This window comes from Nonomuraea sp. NPDC005650, assembly GCF_040605375.1.
GTDB lineage: Bacteria > Actinomycetota > Actinomycetes > Streptosporangiales > Streptosporangiaceae > Nonomuraea.
In genome coordinates, this window is sequence record NZ_JBEXCR010000031.1 from 103,906 (window position 1) to 116,579 (window position 12,674).

At 68.6% G+C, this 12,674-nt stretch carries 13 protein-coding genes; 4 read left to right on the top strand and 9 right to left on the bottom strand.

Going from position 1 to position 12,674, the window contains the following annotated elements; all coding sequences use genetic code 11:
• Window positions 1–29: 29 nt before the first annotated feature.
• Both ABZS69_RS42940 and ABZS69_RS42945 read right to left on the bottom strand, forming a co-directional pair.
• Complete coding sequence (locus tag ABZS69_RS42940; RefSeq protein WP_355382793.1) at window positions 30–749, bottom strand: ABC transporter permease; 720 nt, start codon at window positions 747–749, stop codon at window positions 30–32.
• Between the two features lie 24 nt (window positions 750–773).
• Window positions 774–1,670 (bottom strand): ABC transporter ATP-binding protein, encoded by an 897-nt coding sequence (locus tag ABZS69_RS42945; protein ID WP_355382796.1) that lies wholly within the window; start codon window positions 1,668–1,670, stop codon window positions 774–776.
• A gap of 238 nt (window positions 1,671–1,908) precedes the next feature.
• Between ABZS69_RS42945 and ABZS69_RS42950 the strand changes: the two genes are divergently transcribed.
• Window positions 1,909–2,511 (top strand): response regulator transcription factor, encoded by a 603-nt coding sequence (locus ABZS69_RS42950; protein WP_355382799.1) that lies wholly within the window; start codon window positions 1,909–1,911, stop codon window positions 2,509–2,511.
• Window positions 2,512–2,604: 93 nt separating this feature from the next.
• Entirely contained in the window at window positions 2,605–2,742 is a 138-nt protein-coding gene (locus ABZS69_RS42955; protein ID WP_355382802.1) for a hypothetical protein, read from the top strand.
• Window positions 2,743–3,471: 729 nt separating this feature from the next.
• Here ABZS69_RS42955 and ABZS69_RS42960 read toward each other — a convergent pair.
• Window positions 3,472–4,479, bottom strand: a complete 1,008-nt coding sequence (locus ABZS69_RS42960; protein ID WP_355382805.1) for a sporulation protein — start codon at window positions 4,477–4,479, stop codon at window positions 3,472–3,474.
• 178 nt (window positions 4,480–4,657) lie between these two features.
• On the opposite strand from ABZS69_RS42960, the gene ABZS69_RS42965 reads away from it, so the two are divergent.
• Both ABZS69_RS42965 and ABZS69_RS42970 read left to right on the top strand, forming a co-directional pair.
• Window positions 4,658–5,053, top strand: a complete 396-nt coding sequence (locus ABZS69_RS42965) for a hypothetical protein (protein WP_355382808.1) — start codon at window positions 4,658–4,660, stop codon at window positions 5,051–5,053.
• A 280-nt stretch (window positions 5,054–5,333) separates the two neighbouring features.
• Window positions 5,334–5,501: a hypothetical protein gene (locus ABZS69_RS42970; protein WP_355382811.1), complete on the top strand. Its 168-nt coding sequence runs from the start codon at window positions 5,334–5,336 to the stop codon at window positions 5,499–5,501.
• Between the two features lie 708 nt (window positions 5,502–6,209).
• Here ABZS69_RS42970 and ABZS69_RS42975 read toward each other — a convergent pair.
• The 6 genes from ABZS69_RS42975 to ABZS69_RS43000 form a co-directional block, all read right to left on the bottom strand.
• The gene (locus ABZS69_RS42975) at window positions 6,210–6,770 is read right to left on the bottom strand and encodes a cysteine hydrolase (RefSeq protein WP_355382814.1); all 561 of its coding nucleotides are present in this window, start codon (window positions 6,768–6,770) and stop codon (window positions 6,210–6,212) included.
• Window positions 6,771–7,880: 1,110 nt separating this feature from the next.
• Window positions 7,881–8,957 carry an XRE family transcriptional regulator gene (locus ABZS69_RS42980; RefSeq protein WP_355382817.1) on the bottom strand — a complete coding sequence of 359 codons (1,077 nt, stop codon included), beginning with the start codon at window positions 8,955–8,957 and terminating at the stop codon, window positions 7,881–7,883.
• A 210-nt stretch (window positions 8,958–9,167) separates the two neighbouring features.
• Entirely contained in the window at window positions 9,168–10,523 is a 1,356-nt protein-coding gene (chrA, locus tag ABZS69_RS42985) for a chromate efflux transporter (protein ID WP_355382820.1), read from the bottom strand.
• 7 nt (window positions 10,524–10,530) lie between these two features.
• The gene (locus ABZS69_RS42990; RefSeq protein WP_355382823.1) at window positions 10,531–11,691 is read right to left on the bottom strand and encodes an MFS transporter; all 1,161 of its coding nucleotides are present in this window, start codon (window positions 11,689–11,691) and stop codon (window positions 10,531–10,533) included.
• Window positions 11,688–12,119 carry a chromate resistance protein ChrB domain-containing protein gene (locus tag ABZS69_RS42995; protein ID WP_355382826.1) on the bottom strand — a complete coding sequence of 144 codons (432 nt, stop codon included), beginning with the start codon at window positions 12,117–12,119 and terminating at the stop codon, window positions 11,688–11,690. The genes ABZS69_RS42990 and ABZS69_RS42995 overlap by 4 nt, the downstream gene beginning before the upstream one ends.
• Entirely contained in the window at window positions 12,116–12,592 is a 477-nt protein-coding gene (locus tag ABZS69_RS43000; protein ID WP_355382829.1) for a Chromate resistance protein ChrB, read from the bottom strand. The genes ABZS69_RS42995 and ABZS69_RS43000 overlap by 4 nt, the downstream gene beginning before the upstream one ends.
• Window positions 12,593–12,674: the final 82 nt, after the last annotated feature.

A 12,674-nucleotide genomic window follows, 5' to 3' on the forward strand; every position in this document is an offset into this window, starting at 1 on the left:
CACTTGCCCCAGCTCAGGGTGTCCGATGCTCATCGGCGCGGCTCCCAGCGGAAGCTCCGGGAAGCCAGCGCGACGGCGACGACGACCCAGCTCAGCGTGGGTGCCAGCAGGATCAGCGAGTCGGCGATCGGTACGCCGCCGTTCCAGGCGTTGACGACCAGTTCGGCGGCCGAGCCGCCGGGAAGCAGCCGCTTGAGCAGCGTGAGATCCTCGGTGCCGGCGATCCCCACCCAGCTGGCCACCACGATGGTGCCGATGGCGATGGGCAGCGTGGTCACCTGGGCGTGCTCCGGGGAGTTCGTCATTCCGGCGGTGGCCAGGGCCAGCCCCAGCATCATGATCATCGTCGCGACGACGGCCGCCCCCAGGAGGAGTACGTTGTTCGGCGCGCCCGTGACCGCGGCCAGCACAGTCATGATCGCGGCGGCCTGGACGAGCGCGATGGCCGTGACCGGGAGCAGCAGCCCCATGAGGATGCCGGTGTCGCCCGCCGCGGTGGAGCGCAGCCGCTTGAGGAAGAGGTTCTGCCGGCGCGAGGCCAGCGTGGTCACCGTGGTGGTGTAGAGCGTGAACGCCGCCACCGTGAACAGCACCACCGCCGCGATGTATCCGAGACTGCCCAGAGCCGCGAACACCTCGTGCCGGGAGATGAAGAACGCGCTGACCGCCGCGGGCATGACGAGGCAGGTGACCAGAACCAGCCGGTTCCGGAAAATCTGGACCAGCTCACTGAGAGCGATCGAGAGCATGGCGAAGGTCCTTTTCTTGGAAGTTCAGGGAGTGGGCTGGTCGCTGCCGAGCGCGCGGAAGACGTCGTCGAGCCGGGTCGGTCCGGCATGGAGGTCCCGCAGCTCCATCGCGTGGTCCTGGGCCCAGCGGAGCAGGGTGTGCAGGTCCTTCTGCAGGCCGAAGGTCTCGATGAGGTACTTCCCCTCACCCTCGCGCGTGGCCTGCAGCGGTAGCGCGGGTGCGGGGGCCGGTAGGGAGAAGCGGATGGCGGCGGGCAGGGTGCGCGTCAGTTCGGAGACGGTCCCTTCCCGGTGGAAGGCGCCTTTGTGCATGAGCCCGATGCGGTCGGCGCGCTGCTGGGCCTCTTCCAGGTAGTGCGTGGTGAGAACGATGGTGGATCCGTCTTCGCGCAGCCGGTCCACCGCGTCCCACAGGTCGTCCCGGGACTGGATGTCCAAGCCGGTGGTGGGCTCGTCCAGGAAGATCAGCTCAGGGGCTCCGTACACGGCGGTGGCGAAGTCCAGCCGCCGCTTCTCGCCGCCGGAGAGCTGGGACACCTTGGTGCCGGCCTTGCGGGTGAGGTCGACGATGCCGAGCACGCGTTCGACCGTGTCGATGCGCTCGGTGAGGTTTCCGATCAGCCGGAGCGATTCCCGCACCGTCAGGTCCGGCGAGAATCCGCTCTCCTGCAGCATGATGCCCATCCGGGGCCGCACCGCCCGCCGGTCGCGCGGGCTCTGCCCGAAGACCCGTACGGTGCCCGAGGTGGGCGTGCGGTGGCCTTCGATGGTCTCCAGGGTCGAGGTCTTCCCCGCCCCGTTCGTGCCGAGCAGGGCGTAGAACTCCCCGCGCCGCACCTGGAAGGACAGGTCCCGCACGGCGCGGAAGTCGCCGTAGGTGAGGTTCAGACGGTCGACGTCGATGACTGGTGTCGAGGACATGCCGTCGATTTCAGCCGTCGCCCCGCGAATCTGGCAGTGCGACCACGTCATGACCTCGCCATGACATCCTTGGCGTGAACGCATGACGTGGTGTCACTGGCGCCGCCACGGGACGGGAAGAATACTGGCGGACTCTGCCGTTCGATCCCGGAGAGCCCACACATGGACACCCTTGCGCATTCTGCCGACGGCCGGCCGCGGCATTCCCGCGCCGACGTTCCGAAGCACAGGAGAACCGATGACCACCGTGGTACTCGCCGACGACGAAGCCCTCCTCCGCAAGGCACTGGCATCACTGCTCCCTCTCGAGGGCGAGATCACCGTGCTCGCCGAAGCGGGAGACGGTGCGGCGGCGGTGCAGGCCACACTGCTGCACCGGCCCGACGTGCTCGTCATCGATCTGGAGATGCCCGGTGTGGACGGGCTCGGCGCCGTCGCGGAGATCCGTCAGGCGCGGCCAGGCCAGATAATCCTCATGCTGACCCGCCACGCCAGGCCCGGCGTGCTGCGCAAGGCGCTCAAGCTCGGCGTCCAGGGCTTCGTCAGCAAGTCCGCGGAACCGGCGCACATCGTTTCGGTCATCAAGACCCTGCACGAGGGCAAGCGTTGGATCGACCCGGACGTCTCCGCCCTCGCCCTCGTCGACGACTGCCCGCTCACCGACCGCGAGATCGACGTGCTGCGGGCGACCGGCGAAGGCTACTCGGTCGCCGACATCGCCGCCCAACTCCACCTGGCGGAGGGCACGGTGCGCAACTATCTCTCGAACGCGATGCAGAAAACCCAGACCCGGACCCGGCACGAGGCGGCGCGGTACGCACGCGAACACGACTGGCTGTAAGAGGGCGTTTGATCTTATGCGTCACACGGCGACGCGCAGGCCGGCCACCGGGGGTTGCCTTGCTCCTGCCGTCTCGCCTGTTAACGTCGCAGTGTGGCCCGCAAGACCGACCATGAGGCGATGAGCCGCTGGCGGCGGGTGGTGATGACCGTCGCGACCGTCATGCTGTTCGTCGTCCTTCTGGCCATCGCCGCCATCGCCATCCTGCTCCACACTGCTGGTCTCGACTAGCTCTCACCACTGTGGCCCGAGGGGGCGGCCTGTCGGCCCGATCAGAGTCGGCATGCGCCGCCGCCGATAAGTCCGACCGCGGATCGAGCTTGGTCGTCAGCCAGTACGCGGCACCCGCGAAGACGGTCGTACCCGAGATGGCCATCAGCGCCAGCCATCCCGACTGGCCGTCACCACAGGCGACCTGAGAATCGAGCTCCTCAACTGCCGCGGCGCCTTCACCGCGGCCAACTGAGCCGGAACCCGCGCGACCGTCTTCGCACGATGTGCCACCGGTGCCGTCGTCCGCTTCCGTCTTCTCACCGGGCTGCGAAACCCCGTGCGCGCCAGGCTCCTCGCGATCATCGGGGCCGTCCTGGTCGTAGTAGCGCCATGTGATGCGGTCCTGATGGTCATCGGCCGCGATCAGCACCGCGGCCGGCAGGGGCACGCTCTGCCGGACGATCAACGGCGGCGTCGCCACGAGAAGGAGCACCACCGTGGTGGCCGACAGAAACCACCGCAGCGCCAGCCCCATCAACACCTCCGATGCTCATGCCCGTGCGGTACCTTCCCGGTGGACGGTTGGACAACCGTGAAGGTCCATTAGAGCCCTCTCATATAAAGGAAGCCTTCAACGGCATCTGAGCGCCGCCGCAGTCGACTACATCTTTGAGGCGACGGGAGGACCTGTTCGCCGACGGCTGTTGGGCTCCCGAGCGTTACGCCGCATCACAGCGGGCCGGTCCGCTACCAGTCGCCGTCCCCGCCTTCGTCGTCGTCTCCTTCGAAGATCTCTTCGGCGATCTCGCCTGCCACGAACCCGCCGACCAGCCCCGCGGCACCTGCCGCGGCCACCGTGCCCCAGCCAGGACCGCCGCGATGCTGCTCGTGGTGGCCGGGATGGCCGTGATGGTCGCCGTACTGTCCAGGGTGGCCGTACCCGCCTTGGTGCTCACCGTGGCCGTAGCCATGGGGCGCGGAATGTCCGTAACCTCCGTGCCCGTGCCGGGTCAGGCCGGCCAGCCAGCGGTCGATCTCGCTGGGCCAGTCCGTGCGCAGGGCGTCCTCGTGGCTGATGGTGAAACGGCCGATGGCGTCGCCCGAGTACCGGCCGGCGCGCTTGTCGGCCTCCAGGACCACCTCCAGCCCATGCGGACCGGTGACGAACGTGATCTCGACCTCGCCCAGCATGCCGTGGTACTGAGCGGGCGGATAGAACTCGATCTCCTGGTAGAACGGCAGCTCCTGGTGCACCCCGTACAGGTGACCGGCCTCCAGATCGGCGGACTTGAGGTGGAAGCCGAGTGACACGAACGCCTGCAGGATGCGTGACTGCGAGGGCAGCGGCTCGACCGCCACCATGTCCAGGTCTCCCTTGTCGACGGCCTTGGCGATGGCCAGCTCGGTGCGTACGCCGAGCTGCATGCCCGCCAGGTGCTGGCCGCCGATCTCGCTGATCGGCGTCTCCCACGGCACCGGGATCTGGAAGGCGACGGCGCGTTCCTCGCCGGCGCGCAGCGTGAACGGCCCCGAGACGTGAGCACGCGAGAACTCGCCGACCCCGGCGCCGTGCTCGATCTCCACCCGGGCGACCAGCCCCAGGGTGATGTGCTCGATGTCGGCGTCGAAGTCGCCGCCCTTGAGCCGCACGTCACCGGACAGCGTGCCGCCTGGCCGGATTCGCGGGGTGGTCAGGACGGTGTCCACCGAGGGGGCGCCGACGCCGAACGCGCCCAGCATCCGTTTGAAGACCACGACGTTGTTCTCCCTGTCGAAGCTTGCTGACTTGGTCTGCCGCTCGCCTAAACGATCAACATCGGGGGCGGGTTCCGGCGGCAAGTAAAACGTGTCCTCGCAGGCGACGTAGCGGAAGGCGATATAGGTCGGTTTCCGGAGAAATAGTCCGGGCCCGGATCCGGCCTAAGCTGTTGCCGTGACAGCCGAAGGCGCGGATGACGACGCATCCCAGCACACCACGCGAGTAGACAGCCCGAGCCGCGCCGTCAGTTGGCCGCGGAAGATCGGCTGGGGCACGCTGGCGCTGTTCCTGGCCGCGTTCGCGGTGTTCGAGAGCGTCAAGTACGGCCTGCCGACCACGGCCGCCATGCTGCTGTTCTTCGCTCTGCCCGATCTGGCCCGGCTGGCCGGGGTCCGCCCGCCGGGGCCGCTCCACCAGGCGCTGCACCGCGTGTGGATCCCGCTGGCCGTGCTGGTCGGCTACTCGTTCGGGCTGGTCGTGTGGCCGCCGCTCTTCACTGCGGGCCTCGGCTGGCTGACGCGCATCGCCGTCGAGCGCACGTTCGGACGCGGCCTCTTCCCGAGCGACTGATCCAGGGCCCGCGCCCGTCCTGTTCCGTGGTGTCAGGTACGAGGACCTGACGGAACGGGAGCGCGGGTTGGGGCTCTCTCCCTTCCAAACATGCTGTACGCGACTGCCTCTGGCCCACTCTGAAGATCATTGACGGGGATTAGAAACATCTCATAGAAGCCCATAGTGATGATTGGTTACGTTCTGTAGTCGCAAGGTGAGGGGACACCTCGGGATGACAGTCAGAGCACCACACACAGAAAGGCCTCTGATGACCCCCACCAGGCATCAACACCGCCGCATGGCCGCCCTCCTGGCCGCCTTCGCCCTCATGTCCACCATCCTGGGCACCGTGGCCGCCCCCGCCTCCGCCGACGTCAGCGACGTGGTGCAGAGCGTGGCCGGCACCATCGCATCCATCGGCAAGCAAAACCCTGCCCCGGCCCAGGGGCACACCGCCACCCCCTGACCGCCGAGTCACCGAAGGGTCGTTGAGTCTCAGCCCGATGTGCTGACAACGCCCGCGAACGGCAACGGCTCGCAGCTGCGACGCTGAGAGCCGTTGCCCCCTCAAGAGGGCCGGTTGGCGCCCAGGGGTGGCGACACCACCACCGGTAAGGCCGGGCCCGGGCCCAGGCCCGCATGCTGGGCGCGCTCGAGTCAGGAATGATGCGCGGAGTAACGTGGCTGTATGAGAGGTAGGTCTAGATAGTTGGGGATGTGCACTCCAGCCCCTCAACCGCTCCGCCGATTTCCCGAAAGGAGCGAAACCATGATCTTCCCGCATTACATGTCCGCCGCGAGGATCTTGCCCGTGGCCATGGAACCTCCTGGGCCGGGGCCGCGGCTGAGGCCGAGGAAGAGGGGCGGCGGTTGCAGCAGTCGCCGGTCCATCCGCCGTCGTCGCCGTTGAGCGAGGACTGGATTGGAACGGGGTTTGACTTCCCCTGCGCCCCAGCATGTCGACCTGGCCACCTGTCGTGGTGGCCAGGTTTCGTGCTCCAAAGGACGTTCACTGGGCTGCGGATGAGCCGGTTTCCAGCGGGTGGTGCGAGAGTGAACCGTTGGGGGTTCCGGCAAAGGACGTGGTGGGGGACATTCTTGGCGCCTTGCGTTGCTGGAGCGGGCACAGGGTGAGTCAGGGATTTCTCACGTAATAGAAGTCGGCGGCGGTTGGTCACAGGCGGGCGATCCACTCGTGGCCTGTGAGGACGTCCGCGCCCCTGGCCGGGAAGACGCGGTTGATGAGGAAGTCGTGCACGTCCGGTTCCCCGTCGGCGCAGGCGTCGCTGAGCACGGTCACGTGGTAGTCGCGGTCGGAGGCGTCGTAGAGGGTGGCGGCGACCATCGCCCCGGTCGCGACCCCGGTCAGCACGATCGAGTCGATGCGCTGGGCGCGCAGGATCCGATCGAGGTCGGTCGCCGCGAACGCGCTGGCGCGGCGCTTGAGAACGATGGCCTCGCCCGGCAACGGCGCGATGCGCGGGTGCACGAGCGTCTCGGGGGAATCTTCGTGGAACAGCGTCCCCGCCCCGTGCAGACCACTGATCAACTGGTTTCCCGCCGCCACGTCAAGGCCTGAGGCCCGGAGCCCGAAACGTATGAAGATCACCGGGATTCCGGAGGCTCTGGCCGCGGGGAGAACCTTTTCCACGACGGGGAGCACGCCGGCCGCGAAGGGGTAGTTGTCCACGATGCCCGCCTGCAGGTCCCCGACGATGAGCGCGGTGGTGGTCATACGGATTCCTTGTCTGTACGGCGCGCCATCGGCCATGGCGCGAGCTCAAGATCATATGTCACAGGACATCGGGGCAGTGAGGCTCGCCAGGGTGGTCGGAGGCGGGGCGGGCGCGGGATCAGCCGGTGGTGAAGTTGTGGCCGTCATCGAGGTCGGGGCTGACCGGATCCCAGCCCGGCAGCTTGCGGGTGCCGGTGGTGGGAGCGTGATGACGTTGCCGACCGGACACCAAGCGGCCTTCAGCCTTCGACCACCTCACCCTGGCTGAACGGCGGCAACGCGGCTCTTGTAGACACCCGGCGCCATGATTGACCAAGGGAAGATCAAAGCCCGACGCGCACGCGAAGAGTCGCGGATACGCTGCGCTCCGTTACGGTCAAGTGCATCGGAGAGCAAGGAATGCGCGAGAAGGTTAAACGACTGTGTGGACGAGCGGGCTTCAGGACGCTGCTGCTGGTGGGCGGTGCCGTCGCCACCGTGGCCGCCGCGCTCACTCTGGGCGAAGCCGGGTTGCCCGGTTCCGACGTCCGGCACGAATCCTCGCCTCGGGCAGTGGAGCCTCTGCGGGACGTCACCGGCAACGTTGTCTCCTCCCCTGCCCTGCCGCAGCGTGAGCCGAGTGTCTCAGCCGCCGACGCGGGCCCGGCATCGCCGCCCATGCCTCACGTGAAGACCTGCAAACGGGACGACGGCTGTGGCGCTACCAGCCGCGTCGACGCGGTCAGGCGTCCTGCGCACACCGATGAGCCGCACGATCGGCACGTAGTCGTACGGTCACGGCCGCTCGCCGATCCCGCGGTCGAACGTCGCACTCCCTCGCCGGGTCCTCGATCAAAGCGCGCACCGGGCGGCCCGTGGTCGGTCTCGCCGGACATCTCCCGACGCGGCGGGGAGCCATCGCTGATCGGCATGAGGTGCGACGCGTTGTTCCCGCGTCACGAACGAGAGTTCCGGCTGCGCAACATCGCATGCCATCGTCTCTTGGGGTGAATGAGGCCGCCAGCCTGTGGGGTGCGGGAGTTGCGCGGCGCTGTCATGAAGTCGGTGGTGCCGATGTGACCGCGCGCTTCCCCCACTCGAAGGACGGGCCAGAACGACCGGACGGCTGGTCTAGGGGGTGCCGGCCTCGGCGAGGAAGAAGTCGATGAACTCGTCCTCATGCAGTCCGGCAAGACGCGCAAGATCTGCCACTGCCAGCTGTCGTTCCTGCCGCAGGCGCCGGATCAAGGCCGGAATCAGGGCCGGTTTCTCCGGCGGAAAAATCTGGGGTTCGGCCGTGCGGTATCCGAGCGTGGACAGCTCGATGGTCAGCTGGCGGTGACGCCAGCCACTTACTGCCCCCAGGGTCTGGGCGCGTCGGAGAAGGGTCGCCATCGACACTCGCCAGACCTTCTTCAGCTCGTGCAGGCGATCGAGATCGAGATGAGTTCTGAGGTCGGATTCGATGTCACGGGCGGGCAGCAAGAACTCTGCGGCGAATTGGTCCGCCTGCTGCTCTTGGAGGCCGTTCGGAACGACGTGCATCGCCACGTGTCCGAGTTCGTGACTGAGCGTAAAACGCTGACGGTCGGCAGGCGCGAGGGCGTTCACGATGAAGATCGGATTTTCCCCCTCAGGCCACTGACTTACCGCGTCGAGCTCACGCCCTGCCAGCGGACGCCGAATGACCAGACCTCCCGCTGACTCGATGGCACCGACGACGGATTCGATCGGGCCGGGTGGGAGACCCCACCTGGCGCGGAGAGCCTGCGCCGCGTCTTCGGCGGTCTCGCGGTCATCCACCTCGATGCGCTCGAACAGGACGGCAGGACGTGCCTCGACTGCCTGCAGCAGATTACGGAGTTGCAGCCGGACCAGGTTGAGTTGAGCATGTACGGTCCGCAGCGAGGTCGTGGCGAGCGAGGCCTTCTTACGGTGGTGGATGAGTCCGACACCGGCCCCCTCGGCATCACCGTCGAAGCAGAGGAGGTGTGGCGTGTAGCTGAGAGCTTGCGCGTAGAGCGCGAGCCGGTCGCCGAACACTTTCAGACGGCCCGACTCCGCCTTGCTCACATAACCCTGGGTTACCGTTCCCTCGCCATCAAGAGCCTTCGTCATGGCGTCGGCGACGTCCGCCTGCGTCATGGCCCGCGACTCACGGGCCAAAATGAGCATGGATGGACGCGCGCTCTCCGCATCGACATCCATGACACCACCTCTGCCCATGCCTCAACCCACCAACGACATCCCCCGGACTGCTTATCGCGGGCTCGGGCTGCGGCCGGTCGCATCGGAGCCATGGAGCCCATCGTGAGGCAGTCGAGGTAAGCATCGCACTCGACGTTAGTTTCCCAGGTCAGCGCGTAGAAACCTGGCTACGTCGCGAACTGTTCGATGGCGATCGGCCGTCTGACCGGTTCAGGGAAGCAGGACCGTACCCATGCCCAGCACCGCGCAGATGGCCAGGATGCGCAGCATCGGCCATTTGAGGGTGAACGTCATGACCAGCGCGGCCACCGTGATCGCCAGAGCCACCGGGCTCACCGTGCCCGGTTCGGGCAGCTGGACGTGGAGCGGGCCCGCCTCCCAGATGAAGGTCCTGGCGAACAGGGTGTGCTCGGCGAAGTACAGCGCCAGGTTGGCGATGACCCCCACGACCGAGGCGGTGATGCCGGTCAGCGCGGCGCTGATGGCCTGGTTGTGCCGCAGCCGCTCCACGTACGGGGCACCGAGGAAGATGAACAGGAAGCACGGCACGAACGTGACCCAGGTCGTCAGCAGCGCCCCCAGCAGCGCGCCGCCCCACGGCGGCAGCGCCCCGGGATCGCGGTACGCGCCGAGGAACGCCACGAACTGCACCACCATGATCAGCGGCCCCGGCGTGGTCTCCGCCATGGCCAGGCCGCGGACCATCTCGCCGGGGCTCAGCCAGGCGTACGTCTCGACGGCCCGCTGCGCCACGAAGGCCAGCACCGCATACGCGCCGCCGAAGGTGACCAGCGCGGTGCCGGAGAAGAACAGCCCCTGGGTGGTGAAGACGCTGTCGGTCCCGGTGAGCAGCGCGACCGCCGCCACCGGCAGCCACCACGCCACCAGCCCGACCGCCAGGACCCTGCCCGCGGAACGCCGGCTCGGCCGGGCGTGGTGCAGCGCGTCGTCGGGGATCAGCGGAGCGGGCCCGCCGTCGCCGCCGTGCCCGTTACCGGTCTTGAAGGCGTGCGGCGCCAGCTTGTGAGCGGTCCGGCCGACGAGCGCGGCGACGGCGATGACGACGGGGAACGGCACGCCGAACAGCGCCAGCGCGGCGAAGGCGGCCACGGCGGTGACGACGAGGATCGGGTGCGTGAGCGAACGCCTGGCCACCCGGATGACGGCCTGAGCCACGATGGCCAGCACCGCCGGGGCGATCCCGGCGAACAAGGCGGTCACCACCGCGGTGTCCTGCCACAGCACGTAGACCGCGGACAGGGCCAGCAACGCGAGCATGCCCGGCAGCACGAACAGCGTCCCGGCCACCAGGCCGCCGCGCGTGCCGTTCAGCAGCCAGCCCACGTAGATGGCCAGTTGCTGGGCCTCCGGGCCCGGCAGGAGCATGCAGTAGTTGAGCGCGTGGTTGAACCGCTGCTGGCCGATCCAGCGCCGCTCCTCCACGAGCGTGCGCTGCATGACGGCGATCTGCCCGGCCGGACCGCCGAACGTCTGCAGCGAGATCAGGAACCAGGCGCGTACGGCCTGACGGAACGGGATCACGTCGGCATGGACGTCGATGCTCACGGCCACCTCATGAGGGCAGGCGAACGGACCGGAAGATCCGCCACAAGGTCAGGTCGTATCCGGTCTTGGCGACTCCCGCGATCACGAACGGCAGCGCCAGGCCGAGAGGCAGCAGCAAACCCGCAAGTGCGGGGCCGGCGGGCCGGGTGAAGTAGCGGGCGGTGTTCGTGACCGCGGCCGCCGCGGTCCGTTCCTCCGCCGGGACCAGCGCCATCACGTACGCCTGCCGGGTCGGCACGTCCATCTGCGACAGGCACGCCCGGGCCAGTAGCAGCGCGATCGCCCACGGCAGGGCGGGTGCGAACGGGACGGCGGCCAGCAGGAGGTTCGACGGCAGATGCGTGAACACCATCGTGCGCAACAGCCCGATCCGGCCCGCCACCACCGGCGCTGCCAGCAGGGAGGCGGTCTGCAACACACCCAGCGCGGCGAAGGTGATCCCGATCGTCTGGGTGGTCGCGCCGTAGCGCACGCTGAGCCAGTAGCCGATGTACGCCTGCACCACGAACCCCCCGGCCAGGCTGTCCGCCGCGAACAGTGCGGCCAGCCGGGCCACCCACCCACGGGACCGGGCAAGCAGCCGAGGACGGGTCAGGCCCGTCGCCGGCGCCTCGACGCTCGCGGGCAGGAGGGCCGCCAGCGCCGCGCCAGCGACCCCGGCCACGATCAGCACACCGCCGAGCAGCCGGCGATCCGCGGGAAGCGCCCCGAGCAGCGCACCCAACGTCCCGGCGGCCGCCGCGACCGCGTTGTACAGCCCGAACCCGCGTACGACCTCCCGCCGCGGACGCCCCGTGCCCGCCAGCATCACCTGCTCCAGCGTGGTGAACGGCCCGGACTCGATCACCTCGACCGACAGCGCGCCCGTCATCACCACCGCCGCGAGCAGCCACATGGGTGCCCCGGCCGCGATGACGATCCCGCAGCAGGTCAGCGCACCGTAGAGAGCCGCGTACGTTCGCCGGCGTCCGACCCGATCGGCCCAGCGTGCCAGCGCAAGGCTGGAGGCGAACGTGCCGGCCAGAACGGCCGCCAGCACCAGCCCCACCTCGGCCGGCGACAGCCCGTCGGCCCGCAGGATCACCCCCAGCTGAACCGCCGCCACGCCGTACCCCAGACCGCGTAGCGCCTGGGAGGCCAGCAGGATGCCGACAACATTGCGGATCACGACGGCTCGCGCCCCAGCAGCAGCGAGCGCCGGTAGAACTCGTACAGCCCGTCGAAGACCGGCCCCGTGATCTCCAGGACGCGCGGGTCGTCACAGATCATCGACAACCCGCGCAGAACCACGTCCAGTCCTGCGGCTTCTGGCGCGTCGAACTTCTCGTCGTCGATGTCGGCCTCGTGTACGATCTCGGCCAGCTTCCACAACACCGGATCGTCCAGTTCGTACCGGCGCAGGATCGTCTCGAAGCTGCAGTCGCCGCCGTGGTGCGACAGCTCCACCCCGCGCATGTCGAACGGCGTGGCATCGGGCGGGACCTCGGCGGGATCCCCCACGAACACGAACTCCGCCTCGGCATCGACCTGGCGACGGATCAGCCAGGCACACGCGGCCCGGTCGATGTGCACTCCCGCACGCGTGGCCCACCTCATACGGCGCCCTCCGTCGCCTGGGCCAGAACGCGTACCGCCTGCTGCGCGGCCTCACGCTCGGCGGGCGGAAAGTAGTCGCGGCGGCCGATCCTGCGCAGCTCGGCCTGCAGCCGCTTGACCGCCCGGCTGCGCTCGCCGGGCCGCGCCCGCGCCGCCGCCCCGGCCTCCGTGATCACCGCGCGGTATTCCTCCGCCCGCGCCAGGCGCATGTCCGCGGCGATGGCCCTCTCCTGCGCCACGTTTCCGGCAGCGGCCAGCCAGATGCTCGTGCTGCCGCCCATCTCGCCGATCTCCTCGGCGATCCACTCCAAATGCTCACGGGTACGCGCGTCGGCAGGCAAAGCGACCAGCCCGTCGCCCAACCGCGCCACCCCGAGCCGGTCCAGCTTGCGCCAGATCGTGATCCGCAACGTCGAAGGCCGGCGCGGGATCCGGTACGCCAGCAGCACCCACTGCCCCACCGTGCCCGCCATCAGACCTCCTTCGCTGCAACCACAGTTACAGTAACCATGGTTGCACTCCAGCGTCCAGGCGAGAGCCGTCAAAAGTGGGCAA

What these genes read in the sequence shown, in the direction of transcription:
- ABZS69_RS42970 (WP_355382811.1), top strand. Translation starts at nt 5,334, where the DNA reads ATGGCCGCCCTCCTGGCCGCCTTCGCCCTCATGTCCACCATCCTGGGC.
- ABZS69_RS43000 (WP_355382829.1), bottom strand. Translation starts at nt 12,592, where the DNA reads ATGGCGGGCACGGTGGGGCAGTGGGTGCTGCTGGCGTACCGGATCCCG.
- ABZS69_RS42995 (WP_355382826.1), bottom strand. Translation starts at nt 12,119, where the DNA reads ATGAGGTGGGCCACGCGTGCGGGAGTGCACATCGACCGGGCCGCGTGT.
- ABZS69_RS42940 (WP_355382793.1), bottom strand. Translation starts at nt 749, where the DNA reads ATGCTCTCGATCGCTCTCAGTGAGCTGGTCCAGATTTTCCGGAACCGG.
- ABZS69_RS42945 (WP_355382796.1), bottom strand. Translation starts at nt 1,670, where the DNA reads ATGTCCTCGACACCAGTCATCGACGTCGACCGTCTGAACCTCACCTAC.
- ABZS69_RS42950 (WP_355382799.1), top strand. Translation starts at nt 1,909, where the DNA reads ATGACCACCGTGGTACTCGCCGACGACGAAGCCCTCCTCCGCAAGGCA.
- ABZS69_RS42975 (WP_355382814.1), bottom strand. Translation starts at nt 6,770, where the DNA reads ATGACCACCACCGCGCTCATCGTCGGGGACCTGCAGGCGGGCATCGTG.
- ABZS69_RS42980 (WP_355382817.1), bottom strand. Translation starts at nt 8,957, where the DNA reads ATGGATGTCGATGCGGAGAGCGCGCGTCCATCCATGCTCATTTTGGCC.